This is a genomic window from Luteimonas notoginsengisoli, from assembly GCF_042648885.1.
In the GTDB taxonomy this organism is placed as follows: domain Bacteria; phylum Pseudomonadota; class Gammaproteobacteria; order Xanthomonadales; family Xanthomonadaceae; genus Luteimonas; species Luteimonas notoginsengisoli.
Window position 1 is genome coordinate 99,944 of the sequence record NZ_JBHRYF010000012.1, and the last position, 12,989, is coordinate 112,932.

12 protein-coding genes and 1 tRNA gene are annotated in these 12,989 nt (G+C 67.4%); 10 read left to right on the plus strand and 3 right to left on the minus strand.

Features of this window, described 5'->3' with window-relative positions; translation table 11 throughout:
- Nucleotides 1-7: 7 nt before the first annotated feature.
- From ACFOM9_RS14260 to rnt, 4 genes are all read left to right on the plus strand, one after another.
- Entirely contained in the window at nt 8-439 is a 432-nt protein-coding gene (locus ACFOM9_RS14260) for an HvfA family oxazolone/thioamide-modified RiPP metallophore (protein ID WP_386712243.1), read from the plus strand.
- A gap of 60 nt (nt 440-499) precedes the next feature.
- A complete protein-coding gene (locus tag ACFOM9_RS14265) occupies nt 500-1,342 on the plus strand; it encodes an HvfB family MNIO-type RiPP peptide maturase (RefSeq protein WP_386712246.1) in 843 nt (280 codons plus the stop codon).
- A complete protein-coding gene (locus ACFOM9_RS14270; protein WP_386712249.1) occupies nt 1,332-2,126 on the plus strand; it encodes an HvfC family RiPP maturation protein in 795 nt (264 codons plus the stop codon). Before ACFOM9_RS14265 ends, ACFOM9_RS14270 begins: the two co-directional genes overlap by 11 nt.
- A 216-nt stretch (nt 2,127-2,342) precedes the next feature.
- Nucleotides 2,343-3,023: a ribonuclease T gene (gene rnt, locus ACFOM9_RS14275; protein ID WP_386712252.1), complete on the plus strand. Its 681-nt coding sequence runs from the start codon at nt 2,343-2,345 to the stop codon at nt 3,021-3,023.
- A gap of 159 nt (nt 3,024-3,182) precedes the next feature.
- Here the strand turns inward: rnt and rlmB are convergent, their stop codons facing one another.
- From rlmB to rnr, 3 genes are read right to left on the minus strand one after another with little or no spacing between them, the layout of a single operon-like run.
- Nucleotides 3,183-3,941 (minus strand): 23S rRNA (guanosine(2251)-2'-O)-methyltransferase RlmB, encoded by a 759-nt coding sequence (gene rlmB / locus ACFOM9_RS14280; RefSeq protein WP_386712255.1) that lies wholly within the window; start codon nt 3,939-3,941, stop codon nt 3,183-3,185.
- Nucleotides 3,938-4,270 carry a hypothetical protein gene (locus ACFOM9_RS14285; RefSeq protein ID WP_386712258.1) on the minus strand — a complete coding sequence of 111 codons (333 nt, stop codon included), beginning with the start codon at nt 4,268-4,270 and terminating at the stop codon, nt 3,938-3,940. The genes rlmB and ACFOM9_RS14285 overlap by 4 nt, the downstream gene beginning before the upstream one ends.
- A gap of 2 nt (nt 4,271-4,272) precedes the next feature.
- Nucleotides 4,273-6,768 (minus strand): ribonuclease R, encoded by a 2,496-nt coding sequence (gene rnr / locus ACFOM9_RS14290; RefSeq protein ID WP_386712261.1) that lies wholly within the window; start codon nt 6,766-6,768, stop codon nt 4,273-4,275.
- 92 nt (nt 6,769-6,860) lie between these two features.
- Here rnr and ACFOM9_RS14295 point away from each other — a divergent pair.
- The 6 genes from ACFOM9_RS14295 to ACFOM9_RS14320 all read left to right on the plus strand — a co-directional run bounded on the left by ACFOM9_RS14295 (nt 6,861) and on the right by ACFOM9_RS14320 (nt 12,791).
- Nucleotides 6,861-6,947 (plus strand) — tRNA-Leu (locus ACFOM9_RS14295).
- A gap of 183 nt (nt 6,948-7,130) precedes the next feature.
- Nucleotides 7,131-7,553: a nucleoside diphosphate kinase regulator gene (rnk, locus tag ACFOM9_RS14300; RefSeq protein WP_386712264.1), complete on the plus strand. Its 423-nt coding sequence runs from the start codon at nt 7,131-7,133 to the stop codon at nt 7,551-7,553.
- Nucleotides 7,554-7,641: 88 nt separating this feature from the next.
- Complete coding sequence (locus ACFOM9_RS14305; RefSeq protein ID WP_386712267.1) at nt 7,642-8,253, plus strand: hypothetical protein; 612 nt, start codon at nt 7,642-7,644, stop codon at nt 8,251-8,253.
- Between the two features lie 4 nt (nt 8,254-8,257).
- Entirely contained in the window at nt 8,258-9,700 is a 1,443-nt protein-coding gene (locus tag ACFOM9_RS14310) for an XVIPCD domain-containing protein (protein WP_386712269.1), read from the plus strand.
- A gap of 88 nt (nt 9,701-9,788) precedes the next feature.
- Nucleotides 9,789-12,035 carry a DNA topoisomerase IV subunit A gene (gene parC, locus ACFOM9_RS14315; protein ID WP_386712272.1) on the plus strand — a complete coding sequence of 749 codons (2,247 nt, stop codon included), beginning with the start codon at nt 9,789-9,791 and terminating at the stop codon, nt 12,033-12,035.
- A gap of 93 nt (nt 12,036-12,128) precedes the next feature.
- On the plus strand, nt 12,129-12,791 hold the full coding sequence (locus ACFOM9_RS14320; protein WP_386712275.1) for a thiopurine S-methyltransferase: 663 nt from the start codon (nt 12,129-12,131) through the stop codon (nt 12,789-12,791).
- The last annotated feature ends 198 nt before the right edge of the window (nt 12,792-12,989 follow it).

Below are 12,989 nucleotides of genomic sequence, written 5' to 3' on the forward strand. Positions count from 1 at the left end.
AGAAGCCATGTCCCAGAACAGGAAACCCGTCGCCCTCGCCATTGGCGCTACCCTCGCCGGCGGACTGATGCTGTCCGGCTCCGCGTTCGCCTCCACCCCGCTCGCCCAGGGCTACCTGCTCGGCGCCCAGGAAGCCGCCCCCGCCGAGAAGGCGAAGGAAGGCTCGTGCGGCGCGGACAAGATGAAGGAAGGCAAGTGCGGCGCGGCCGCGATGGATTCGGACAAGGATGGCAAGGTCTCGCGCGCCGAGTTCGACGCCGCCCACGCCGGCATGTTCGAAAAGATCGACACCAACAAGGACGGCTTCGTGGATACCGACGAAAGCAAGGCGCACCACGAAGGCCGCTGCGGCTCCGACAAGAAAGCCGGCGACGCGGGTGCCGACCACAAGGCCGGCATGGAAGGCAAGTGCGGCGAGGGCAAGTGCGGCGGGATGTAATCCCGGCGCCCTGCCGCAATCCGTGCGCCTGCGCTTCGCACCACTGACGCGCACACGCCCGTGGCGCTGAAGGACGACGGCGTCGGCCTGGGTCTGCGGCGATCCCTGCTGGGGTCGCTGCAGGCCGCGCCGGTCGGCACGTTCGATTTCCTCGAGGCCGCGCCGGAGAACTGGATGGGCGTAGGCGGCGCGCTCGGCGACGCGTTCGCCGCGCTCGCCGGGCGCCAGCCGCTGGTCTGCCACGGCCTGTCGCTGTCGCTCGGCGGCCCGGCCGAACTCGACGACACCTTCCTGCACAAGCTGCGCCGCTTCCTCGACGCGCACGACATCGCGATCTACAGCGAGCACCTGAGCGCCTGCGGCGACAGCCACGGCCAGCTCTACGACCTGCTGCCGCTGCCCTTCACCGGCGAGGCGGTCGCCCACGTCGCCGCGCGCATCCGCCGGGCGCAGGATGTCCTGGGCCGGCGCATCGCGGTGGAGAACATTTCCTATTACGCCGCCCCGTTCCAGGCGATGGCCGAGATCGACTTCGTCAATGCCGTCCTCGCCGAAGCCGATTGCGATCTGCTGCTCGACGTCAACAACATCGTCGTCAACGCCACCAACCACGGCTACGACGCCGCGGGCTTCCTGCGCGCCCTGCCCTCCGCGCGCATCCGCTACATCCACGTCGCCGGCCACCGCGACGAGGCGCCGGACCTGAAGATCGACACCCACGGCGCCGCGGTGTCCGACCCGGTGTGGGCGCTGCTGGCCGAAGCCTATCGCTGCCACGGCCGGCGGCCGACGCTGCTGGAGCGCGATTTCAACTTCCCGCCGTTCGCGGAGCTGATCGACGAACTTTCCACCGTGCGCCGCCACCTCGCCGAGGCCGACCGGGCGGGGCGCCATGTCGCCTGAGCCGTCCACCGGCAGCGACCTGCGCATGCAGCTCGACGCGCTGGCGAACTGGATCCGCGAACCGGGCGCCGCCCCGCCGCCGCCCGGCATCGAACAGCGGCGACTGGACATCTATCGCGAGCTGTTCTTCAACAACGTTTCCAGCCTGCTGGGCGGCAACTTCCCGGTGCTGCGGCGCATCCATGGCGACGTGGCCTGGCGCGCGCTGGTGCACGCGTTCTACCGCGACCACGGCAGCCGTACGCCGCTGTTCACCGAACTGGCGCGCGAATTCCTGCGCTACCTCGACACGCGCGAAGCCGATCCGGCGATGCCATGGCTGTGCGAGCTGGCGCATTACGAATGGGTCGAGCTCGCGCTGCAGATCGCCGAGGCTACGCGCGACGACATCCCGTATGTCGCGCACGCCGCTAACGGGCCGAGTACATCCGAAGCCCTGCTTGCGGGGCGTCCGCTGCCGTCGCCGCTGGCCTGGCCGCTGGCCTATGCGTGGCCGGTGCACCGCATCGGCCCGGGCTACCTGCCGGTGGACAAGCCGGACGCGCCGACCCTGCTCCTGCTGCGGCGCGAGCCCGATGGCGAGGTGACTTTCCACACCCTCGGCGCGCTGGCGTTCCGGCTGCTGCAGCGGCTGGACGAGTCCCCCGGAATGTCGGGTCGCGAGCAGCTGCTTGCGCTCGCGGCGGAGGCCGGCGCGGACGACACGGACGCATTCGTCCGCGATGGCGCCGAGATGCTGGCTCGATTGCACCGCGAAGGCACGATTCTCGGCACGCGCGCGTAGCCTCTGCGTGCCTGGCGGATTCGCCGATCACGCGGCCAGTGCTCCAGGCTGCGCCATCCGGGCTGCTTATGGCCTCTAATGCGGCCGCCGGAGTCCTGGGCGGAGCGGCTTTTGCCGCAATCTTCCACGCGCGGGCCGCACGCCGACGAGCGATCCCTACGTGCAAAGGCGCGCATCGCACGGCGTGCCGAACCAGCCGTCTGCTAGGCTGGCCCGATGACGCAAGCCGACACCGACACGCCCCCGCCCGCACCCGCCTTCCTCAAGATGTCGCAACGTTTCCGGGGCTACCTGCCAGTGGTGGTCGACGTGGAAACCGGCGGCTTCGACTGGAACCGGCATGCGCTGCTCGAGATCGCGGCAATTCCGATCGAAATCGACGACGCCGGCGACCTCACGCTGGGCGAAGTGGCCAGCGCCCACCTGGTGCCCGCGCCGGGAACCGAGATCGATCCGAAGTCGCTGGCGATCACCGGCATCGACCTCGACCATCCGTTCCGCCTGGCCAAGCCCGAACGCGAAGCGCTCGACCACGTTTTCGCCGCGGTACGCGAGGCCGTGCGCCGGCACGAATGCCAGCGCGCGATCCTGGTCGGCCACAACGCCCACTTCGACCTCAATTTCCTCAACGCGGCCGTCGCGCGCGTTGCCCACAAGCGCAATCCCTTCCATCCCTTCAGCGTGTTCGACACGGTCAGCCTCGCCGGGGTGGCCTATGGCCAGACAGTGCTCGCGCGCGCGGTACAGGCGGCGGGCCTGCAGTGGAGCAGCGAGGACGCGCACTCGGCCGTGTACGACGCCGAGCGCACCGCGCAGGTGTTCTGCAGGATCGCCAATGCCTGGCCGCGCGCGATGGGACCCGGCAACGTACCCGCCAGGCAGCCCACGAATCCGTAGGAGCGGCTTCAGCCGCGAGCACTCGCCGGGCATGCGGTGCGGTCGGAAGCTCGCGGTTAAACCGCTCCCACAAGATTCCGCTCCATCAGTCAGGCCGGCATTCTCGCGAAAGATCGTGGCTGAAGCCGCTCCTGCAAGGGCAAGGGAGGTTCTGGGCGATCAGCCCAGCCGCTGGCGCACCGCCTCGAACAACGTCACGCCTGCCGCCACGGACACGTTGAGGCTTTCCACGCCCTGCGCGGTGTCGCCGGGCATCGGGATCGTGACCAGCTGGTCGCACTGCTCGCGTGTCAGCCGACGCAGGCCGTCGGCTTCTCCACCCAGCACCAGCGCGACGTTGCCGCGCAGGTCGATGGCATACAACGAACCGGTGGCGTCTCCGGCCAGGCCGTAGATCCACACGCCGAGCTTCTGCAACTCGCGCAGGGTGCGCGACAGGTTGGTCACGCGCACCACCGGCACGCTGTCCGCTGCACCGGCCGAGGTCTTGCGCACGGTGGCGTTGACCTGCACCGCCTTGTCCCTCGGGATCACCACTGCCGTCGCCCCGGCCGCCGCCGCGCTGCGCAGGCAGGCGCCGAGGTTATGCGGATCCTGCACGCCGTCGAGCACCAGCAGCAGCGCCTTGCCCTGCCCGGCCTCGATCAGTCCGGGCAATGCGTCCTCGTCCCAGGTCTTCGCCGCGGCGTAGCGCGCGACCGCACCCTGGTGGCGCAGGCCGCCGGCAACCCCGTCGAGCGCACTCGCGACGACCCGGCGCACCTCGATGTCCTTGCGACGCGCATCGGTCTCGATCTCGCCGATGCGCGGATTCTTCGCCCCGGCCTCGAGCAGCACCTCGCGCACGTTGCCCGCGTCATGCTCGACGGCCGCGGCCACGGCGTTGATGCCGACGATCCACTGGTTTTCCTTGCTCATCTCATCCATCCATCAGGCGCAGACGCGAAACCCGCAACCACACTAGATAAAAACACGCGCGTGAACTCCCAAACGAAAACCAGGTACACCGGCAGCAGGCACACAGCGACCCACGGTTTCCTGCGCGACAGCACCAGGAAGCCGGCGAAAGCCAGTCCTCCCATCCACATCGCCGATGTCACGGGATAGACATCGCCGGCATCTGACGGAACAGGCGGAATCGCAATCGCGAGCGAAAAAGCGAACAGGACCACCTCGCTGATCCCCAACGCAACCGGCCGCAAGCGCCGGATCAGCGACGCTGTTCCAGCGCTCGTCGAAGCGCCCATCGTCAGTACTTCTTCTTGGACCGTTTCGCGGGCTGCCCACGCGGTTGCACGGGCTTTGCGCCGCCGTCGTCATGGCTGTCCTCCCACACCAGCCGGAAATCGATCTTGCGCTCCTCCAGGCTGGCCTTGAGGACGACGATGCGAACCCGATCGCCGAGACGGAACTGACGCCCGGCCCGCTCACCGCTGAGCGTCTTGCGGATCGGGTCGAAGTGGTAATAGTCGTTCGGCAGCTGGGTGACGTGGACCAGGCCGTTGACCTTCGACTCGTCCAGCTCGACGAACAGGCCGAAGCTGGTGACGCCGCTGATCACGCCGTCGAACTCGCTGCCCACGTGCTGCTCCATCCACGCCGCGCGGTAGCGGTCGTCGACTTCCCGCTGGGCTTCGTCGGCCCGGCGCGAGCGCTCCGAGCACTGCAGCGACAGCGCCGCCATGGCGCTGTGCGAGTACAGATAGCGGTCGGCGTTGCCGCCTGCCAGCGCGTGCTTGATGGCGCGGTGGACCAGCAGGTCGGGGTAGCGACGGATCGGCGAGGTGAAGTGTGCGTAGGCCTCCAGCGCGAGGCCGAAGTGGCCGATGTTGTCCGGCGCGTACACCGCCAGGCTCTGGCTTCGCAGCACCACCGATTCGAGCAGCGCGGCGTCGGGACGGTCGCGGATGGTTTCCAGCAGCTTGCGGAAATCCGTCGGCCGCACCTTCCCCCAGGACGGCATGCGCAGCTGGAATTCCTTGAGGAATTCCAGCAGGTCGGCGTACTTGGCCTCCGGCGGCTTGTCGTGGTCGCGATACGGCGCCGGGATTCCGGCGGAGAGCAGGTATCTCGCGGCCTGCACGTTGGCCGCGATCATGCATTCCTCGATCAGCTTGTGCGCGTCGTTGCGCTGGATCATGCCGGCCTGGGTCACCTCGCCCTGCGGTCCAAGCACGAAGCGCACCTCGGAGGTCTCGAAGTCGATCGCCCCGCGCTGGCGGCGCGCCTTGTCGAGCACGCGGTAGAGCTGGTGCAGGCGCTCGACCTGCGGCATCTGCGCGCCGACGAAGGCGCGGGCTTGCGCGCGATCCTCTTCCGGCACGCCTTCGCCGACCGCGTTCCACACCTGGGTGTAAGTCAGGCGCTGGTGCGAGTTCATCACCGCTTCGTAGAACGTCGATTCGCTCACCTGCCCGTTGCGGTCGACCTGCATGTCGCAGACGAAGCACAGGCGGTCGACCTTCGGCTTCAGCGAGCAGATGCCGCTGGACAGCGTCTCGGGCAGCATCGGGACCACGAAGCCCGGGAAGTAGACCGACGTGGCGCGCTTCTGTGCCTCGTCGTCGAGCGGGGTACCGGGCCGCACGTAATGCGAGACGTCGGCGATCGCCACCACCAGGCGGAAGCCGCCCCGGTTGGGTTCGCAGTAGACGGCGTCGTCGAAATCCTTGGCGTCCTCGCCATCGATGGTCACCAGCGGCAACGCGCGCAGGTCGACGCGCTTGGCAGCGTCCACCGCCTCGACGTCCACCGGCACCGCCGCGGCCTGCGACAGCACTTCGGGCGGGAACTCGTGCGGGATCTCGTGGCCGTGGATCGCGGCCTCCACCGCCAGCGACGCGGTCAGCTTGTCGCCCAGCACGGCCAGCACGCGGCCGATCGGCGGGCGATGCGAAGTGGGCGGCTGCACGATCTCGCAGACCACCAGCTGGCCGGGCTTGGCATCGAGCCGCGCGTCGGAGGGAATCTGGATGTTGCGCTGCACCCGGGCGTCGTCCGGCACCACGAAGCTGATCCCGGACTCCATCTCGAAGCGGCCGATCAGGCGGTTCAGGCGCCGCTCCAGCACTTCGACGATCGCGCCTTCGCGGCGGCCGCGCCGGTCCATCCCGGTGACCGACGCCAGCACGCGGTCGCCGTGCATCACCTTGCGCATCTCGAACGGCGGCAGGAACAGATCGTCGCCGACGCCGGAGTCCGGGCGCAGGAAGCCGAAGCCGTCGGGGTTCGCGATCACGGTGCCGGGAATCAGGTCCAGCCGCTCGGCCGGCACGTAGCCGCCGCGGCGGTTCTGCAACAGCTGGCCATCTCGCACCATCGCCGCCAGGCGCTTGCCCAGCGCGTCGAAGCGGTCGGGTTCGGTCAACTGCAGTTGTTCGGCCATCGATTCGGCCGACTGCGGTCCGTCGGCGTCGACCAGCAACTGCAGGATCGCCTCGCGGCTGGCGATCGGGTTCTCGTAACGCCCCGCTTCGCGCGCGGCGTGCGGATCGTGGATCCCGCCGCGGCCGCCACCGGCTTGCGTTCCGCCACCCTGGTTCGCGGAAGGCCCGGACCTGCCGCGTCGCGCAGGCTTGTCGCCGCCGCCGGGGCGCGTCGAAGCCACCTCGGGCATCCAGCCCGGCAGCTTCTTTCCCCCTGCCGGCCTGGTCACCTTCTGGCCGTCTCGATTGGTTTCGGACTTGCCGCTTCCGGCGCCGGTCTTGCCGCGGCCACCGCCGCGCTTGCTGGGAGTTTTCGTCATCGGGCGGATGTTACACGGCCCCCCGCGTCGGCTTCGTCTGCGGGGGCGTTGACAAGCCCCGCCTTGCACCGCAACATACGCGGCCTGCACCCGCCCGGGTGGCGGAATTGGTAGACGCACTAGCTTCAGGTGCTAGCGGGGGCAACTCCGTGGAGGTTCGAGTCCTCTCCCGGGCACCAGGTTGTAGAAAACCCCCGCTTGCGGGGGTTTTTCGCGTCAGCGCCCCGCAGCGGCCGGTCGTGCGGGGCGCCCGGCGCGCCTGCTTGCTGCCCGCGTGCTTCGGGGCTAACGTCGAAACCATCCCACCTGACCGCGGGCGACGCGTTACGGCGTCTCGTCCCATCACGCTTTGGAGTTCCGCCATGGCAACACCCGCATCCCCGCGCCCGTCCATCGTCATGTCGCGGCTGGACTACGACCGCATCGAAGCGATGATCGAAGGCGCCAACGAGCGCGGTGTCGATACGGCGGCGCTAGAAGCCGAAATCACGCGGGCCGAGGTGGTCGAGCCGGCGCAGATGCCGGGCGACGTGATCAGCATGAACTCGACCGCCCGCTTCCTCGACGAGAACAGCGGCGAGGAGCGCGAGCTGACCTTGGTCTATCCCCGCGACGCCAATGGCGAGCCCGGCCGCGTCTCGATCCTCGCCCCGGTCGGCAGCGCCCTGCTCGGCCTGCGCGTCGGACAGAGCATCGACTGGCCGATGTCCGGCAACCGCCACATCAACCTGCGCGTGCTGTCGATCAAGTACCAGCCGGAGGCGGCGGGCGAACTTCACCGCTGAGTTGCGGCAACATCGCATGAAAAAACCCCGCAGCCGCGGGGTTTTTTCATTGCGCTAGTATCGTCCAGTCGTCACAGGGAAGACCACGATGATCCGGAGCAGATCCATCCTGGCGCAGCGCCGTCCGCAGCCCCTGTCCGCCTGCATGCTGGCCGCGCTGACCGCCCTATCCGCCGTCTCCTGCAGTCCCGGCGTGGATCCACCGGAAGTCCGGTTGAATCCTTCGCCGCAGCAGCGGTATGAGATCACCTTGACGATCGAGGACCCCCCGGCATCGGTTGAAGTCCGTGGGCAGGTTCAGTTCTTCATCACCAATACCGACTGCATGCCATTCGTGGACCGCATTGCCGGCATCAAGCCAGACTCGACGTTTCGAGTTCCTTTGATGTTCGAACAAGAAACAGCAACAACGTTCGTCGGCCACTTCTTCGCAGATGCACTTTTACCGGAAAACTACTACGGACTCGGCGAATGCCATTGGAATTTCACCTCGGCCAAGGCGTTCATCGAAACACAAGGTATAGAGCAATCCGCTGACATCCCGCACGATCTTGTCGTCGCGCAAGGCACCCAGATCAATCTATGCCGACGCCCCGACTCAGGTGGCACTGTGGACCCATGCTTTCGCATGGACATGAAGCCTGCTGCGCAAGTCATGGAACAGCTTTACATGGTCAGCATCGAAGCCTCAAAGGATTGAAATCATGGCGATTTTTACTGAAAGCTACGCACACCTGGCACACGACTCCTACCAACCCAAGCGGGTAAAGGACGACGTCTCTGGAACGCCATTTGAAGTTTATCGAATCATTGACAAGCCCTCCGGCTACCACGGCGTGATCTATCGCAACAAGGTCACGAACGAACTCGTAGTCGCCCATCGTGGCACCGAGTTCGAGACCGACAAGGTTCGTGATCTGGCCATCACCGATGGCCAGATGGTGCTGGTCAAGCTCAACCAGCAACTGAACGGCGCGCGAGAAACGGTCGAGCTTGCACTGGAGTTGGCGCGGCATGGCGGGCTTGCAGGTAACCGGGTCCCGGTCACCGTCACAGGTCATTCGCTGGGCGGTACGCTGGCACAGATGACGGCCACCGAATACGGGCTGCATGGCGAGACGTTCAACGCCTACGGCGCAGCGGGGCTGCATGACACGCCTTCGGGCGGCAATCAGGTCGTGAATCATGTCCGTGCGACCGACATGGTATCCGCCGCCGGCCAGCATTTCGGCAGTGTGCGCGTCTACGCCACCGAACAAGACGTCGCCTTGCTGCTACGTGATGGAACGCCGCCGCAGACGCAAGGCGTCGGGCAGTTCCTGCGAGACGTGGCAGAACTGAGCCCAGACAAGACACACGGCATGGCGCAATTCTACGGCCAGGATTCAATCGTTCGTCCCGAGAACATCGCGCTCTACGAAGCCAACAAGGCCGGCTACGACGCCTACCGCACGGATATCTGCGCGGCGGCGCTGACGGTGCGCCAGGTCGGGCACATGCCGCCGGCTTCCCTGATAAGCGGGGCACTGACCGCTGGCTTCGCTGCCACGAAGCTCGTCGGCACATTCGACAGTAATGTCGAAACCATCCGGTTGCGCAACGAAGTGATCCAGGAGCGGCGGGCGATGCACAGGGATGCGTTTCCGGGCTTGGGTTCGCCAATGCCGCCCCTGGACTCGCGCAACCCCTATGAGCGGTTTCGAGACGAACTGGACGGTCCAAAGCATGACCCGTCGTTCGCCACCCACCCCGACCACGCGCTGCTGCAGCAAATCCGGGGTCAAGTGCGTGAACTCGACCACAAGTACCGACGGGAGTTCGACGAGAAGAGCGAGCGCATGAGCCACAGCCTCCTGGTCCTGGCAAATGAGAAGGGGCTGGAGCGGGTCGACCACGTCGTCCTGAGTGGATCCAGTACCGGCGGCCGGGTCAGGCCGGGCGAGAACATCTTCATCGTGCAGGGCAGGCTGGACAACCCCGCGCACACGCGCGCGCTGATGAAAACCGAAGCTGCGGCGCAAACCCCGATTGCGGGATCGAACCGGCAACTCGAGATCTTGAACCAGCATCTCGAAGATCAACAGATGCAGCAGCAGCGCGACCAGGCGCCGCGACGGGAAACGCAGGCACCGACGATGGGGCTGTGAACCTGCCCTGCAGCAGCCAGGCCGTCCGAATCCCGGCGCGGCCGGTAGAATTGGCGGGGTCGCTTCCGATCCAGGTTTCCGCCCCGCAATGACCGAACTCGTCCGCCCCACCTTCCACGGTTTCGAGCAGATCCCGCTGCGCGAATATGCCGAGCGCGCGTATCTCGACTATTCGATGTACGTGGTGCTCGACCGCGCCCTGCCCTTCATCGGCGACGGGCTCAAGCCGGTGCAGCGGCGGATCATCTACGCAATGAGCGAGCTCGGGCTGGCGGCCGGGGCCAAGCCGAAGAAGTCGGCGCGCACGGTGGGCGATGTCATCGGCAAGTACCACCCGCACGGCGATTCGGCCTGCTACGAGGCGATGGTGCTGATGGCGCAGCCGTTCTCCTATCGCTATCCGCTGATCGACGGCCAGGGCAACTTCGGTTCGCAGGACGATCCCAAGTCGTTTGCGGCGATGCGCTACACCGAATCCAAGCTCACCCCGATCGCCGAAGTGCTGCTGGGCGAACTCGCACAGGGCACGGTCGACTGGGCGCCCAACTTCGACGGCACGCTGGAAGAGCCCACCTGGATGCCGGCGCGCCTGCCGCACCTGCTGCTCAACGGCACCACAGGCATCGCCGTGGGCATGGCCACCGACGTGCCGCCGCACAACCTGGGCGAAATCGTCAGCGCCTGCGTGCGCCTGCTCGACGACCCGGACGCCACCGTGCGCGACCTGTGCGAGCACGTGCGCGGCCCCGATTACCCGACCACCGCCGAGGTCATCACCCCGGCCGCCGACCTGCTGGCGATGTACGAGACCGGCACCGGCAGCATCCGCGCGCGCGCCACGTTCTCGAAGGAAGGGGCCAACATCGTCATCACCGCGCTGCCCTACCAGGTCTCGCCGTCGAAGGTGATCGAGCAGATCGCCGCGCAGATGCGCGCCAAGAAGCTGCCGTGGCTGGAGGATATCCGCGACGAGTCGGACCACGCCAACGCCGTGCGCGTGGTGCTGATCCCGCGCAGCAACCGGGTCGACGCCGAGCAGCTGATGGGCCACCTGTTCGCCACCACGGATCTCGAGAAGAGCTACCGGGTCAACCTCAACATCATCGGCCTGGACGGCCGCCCGCAGGTCAAGAACCTCAAGGCGATCCTCGCCGAATGGCTCACCTTCCGCGCCGACACCGTGACCCGGCGCCTCAACCACCGGCTGGAGAAGGTCGAGCGCCGCCTGCACCTGCTCGAGGGCCTGCTGGTCGCGTTCCTCAACTTGGACGAGGTCATCCGCATCATCCGCAGCGAGGACGAGCCGAAGCCGGCGCTGATCGCGCGTTTCGGATTGACCGACGACCAGGCCGAATACATCCTCGAAACCAGGCTCAGGCAGCTGGCGCGGCTCGAGGAAATGAAGATCCGCGGCGAGCAGGACGAGCTGGACGCCGAGCGCGACCGGCTGATCTCCACCCTGGGTTCGAAGGCCAAACTGCGCAAGCTGATCAAGGACGAACTGCTGGCCGACGCGAAGAAGTTCGGCGACGCCCGCCGCTCGCCACTGGTCGCGCGCGGCGCGGCGCAGGCGCTGGCCGAAACCGAGCTGGTCGCCAGCGAGCCGATGACGATCGTCCTGAGCGAGAAAGGCTGGGTGCGAGCGGCCAAGGGCCATGACGTCGACGCCGCCGCGCTGTCGTATCGCGATGGCGACGGCCTGCTCGGCGCGGTGCGCGGGCGCAGCACGCAGCAGGTGGCGTTCCTGGATTCCAACGGGCGCAGCTACTCGACGCTCGTGCACACACTGCCATCGGCGCGCGGCAACGGCGAGCCGCTGACCGGGCGCTTCTCGCCCGCCGCGGGCGCTTCGTTCCAGGCGCTGGCGACGGGCGACAACGACACCCGCTTCGTGCTTGCCTCGTCGCACGGTTACGGCTTCGTCACCCGTTTCGAGAACCTCACCGGGCGGCAGAAGGCGGGCAAGGCGATGCTGTCGCTCGGCGCCGGCTCGCACGTCGTGCAGCCCGCCCAGGTGGCGGACGCCAAGCACGACCGCATCGTCGCGGTGACCAGTGCCGGCCACCTGCTGGCGTTCCCGGTCGCCGAGCTGCCGGAACTCGACAAGGGCAAGGGCAACAAGATCATCGAGATCCCCAAGGCCAAGCGCGGCACCGAGCACGTGGTGGCCATCGCCGTGGTGTCGCCCGGCGGCACGCTTTCGGTGAGATCGGGCGCGCGCACGATGTCACTGTCGTTCAAGGAACTGGACCCGTACATGGGCGCACGCGCCAGCCGCGGCGGACTGCTGCCGCGTGGCTGGCAGAAGGTAGAGGGACTGCATGTCGAACGCTAGCCGGTCGGCGCGACGCGCGGGTCCGCAACCGGCCGGGAAATGGCCGGTGCCGCGCTGCGTGTCACGCAAGCCCGACGCACCCGCGGTGCGCTGATGGACGCATCGTTCTGGCACCAGCGTTGGGAACAAGGGCGCATCGGCTTCCATCGCGACCGGGTGATGCCGCTGCTCGAGCAGCACTGGCCGTCGCTTGGGTTAAACGAAGGCAGCCGCGTGTTCGTACCCCTGTGCGGAAAGACGCTGGACATGGCGTGGCTGGCGGCACGCGGGCACCGCGTGCTCGGCGTGGAGCTGTCGCGGATCGCGATCGAGCAGTTCATGGCGGAACACGGCCTGGTGCCGGCGATCCACGAATCCCTATTGGGCACGCACTTCGTCGCCGGCGCGATCGAGATCATCTGCGGCGATGCGTTCGCGCTGGATGCCGAGACGCTGTCCGGGTGCAGCGCGGTCTACGATCGCGCCGCCCTGATCGCCCTGCCGCGGCCGATGCGCGACGCCTACATCGGCGAGCTGCATGCGCGTTTGCCCGCAGGCTGCCGCGAACTGTTGATCACCCTGGACTATCCGCCGCACGAGAAGGCCGGCCCGCCGTTTCCGGTCGACGCCGATGAAGTGCATCGCCTGTACGACCGCGACTGGCAGGTGGCGTGCATCGAGCGCCGTGACATCCTCGATGCCGAACCCGGCTTCGCGGCCGAGGGGGTGACCGCGCTGCATACTGCGGTGTGGCGGCTGGAAAAGCAGCTTTCGTAGGAGCGGCTTCAGCCGCGAGCTCTTGCTCTGGTCCCTCCCCCTGCGAAGGCAGGGGGAGGTTGGGAGGGGGTGGTCACGGTTCCGATTGATCCTGAAGACACCCCTCCCCAACCCTCCCCTGCCTTCGCAGGGGTGACCTGCCCCCACTGAGCCGTACCAGCCGAAGCTAGGTAGAGTCCGTCACCCAGAGAGGACGGA

Coding starts and splice junctions, on each gene's coding strand:
- ACFOM9_RS14260 (WP_386712243.1), top strand. CDS start 8: ATGTCCCAGAACAGGAAACCCGTCGCCCTCGCCATTGGCGCTACCCTC.
- ACFOM9_RS14270 (WP_386712249.1), top strand. CDS start 1,332: ATGTCGCCTGAGCCGTCCACCGGCAGCGACCTGCGCATGCAGCTCGAC.
- rnt (WP_386712252.1), top strand. CDS start 2,343: ATGACGCAAGCCGACACCGACACGCCCCCGCCCGCACCCGCCTTCCTC.
- rlmB (WP_386712255.1), bottom strand. CDS start 3,941: ATGAGCAAGGAAAACCAGTGGATCGTCGGCATCAACGCCGTGGCCGCG.
- ACFOM9_RS14285 (WP_386712258.1), bottom strand. CDS start 4,270: ATGGGCGCTTCGACGAGCGCTGGAACAGCGTCGCTGATCCGGCGCTTG.
- rnr (WP_386712261.1), bottom strand. CDS start 6,768: ATGACGAAAACTCCCAGCAAGCGCGGCGGTGGCCGCGGCAAGACCGGC.
- rnk (WP_386712264.1), top strand. CDS start 7,131: ATGGCAACACCCGCATCCCCGCGCCCGTCCATCGTCATGTCGCGGCTG.
- ACFOM9_RS14305 (WP_386712267.1), top strand. CDS start 7,642: ATGATCCGGAGCAGATCCATCCTGGCGCAGCGCCGTCCGCAGCCCCTG.
- ACFOM9_RS14310 (WP_386712269.1), top strand. CDS start 8,258: ATGGCGATTTTTACTGAAAGCTACGCACACCTGGCACACGACTCCTAC.
- parC (WP_386712272.1), top strand. CDS start 9,789: ATGACCGAACTCGTCCGCCCCACCTTCCACGGTTTCGAGCAGATCCCG.
- ACFOM9_RS14320 (WP_386712275.1), top strand. CDS start 12,129: ATGGACGCATCGTTCTGGCACCAGCGTTGGGAACAAGGGCGCATCGGC.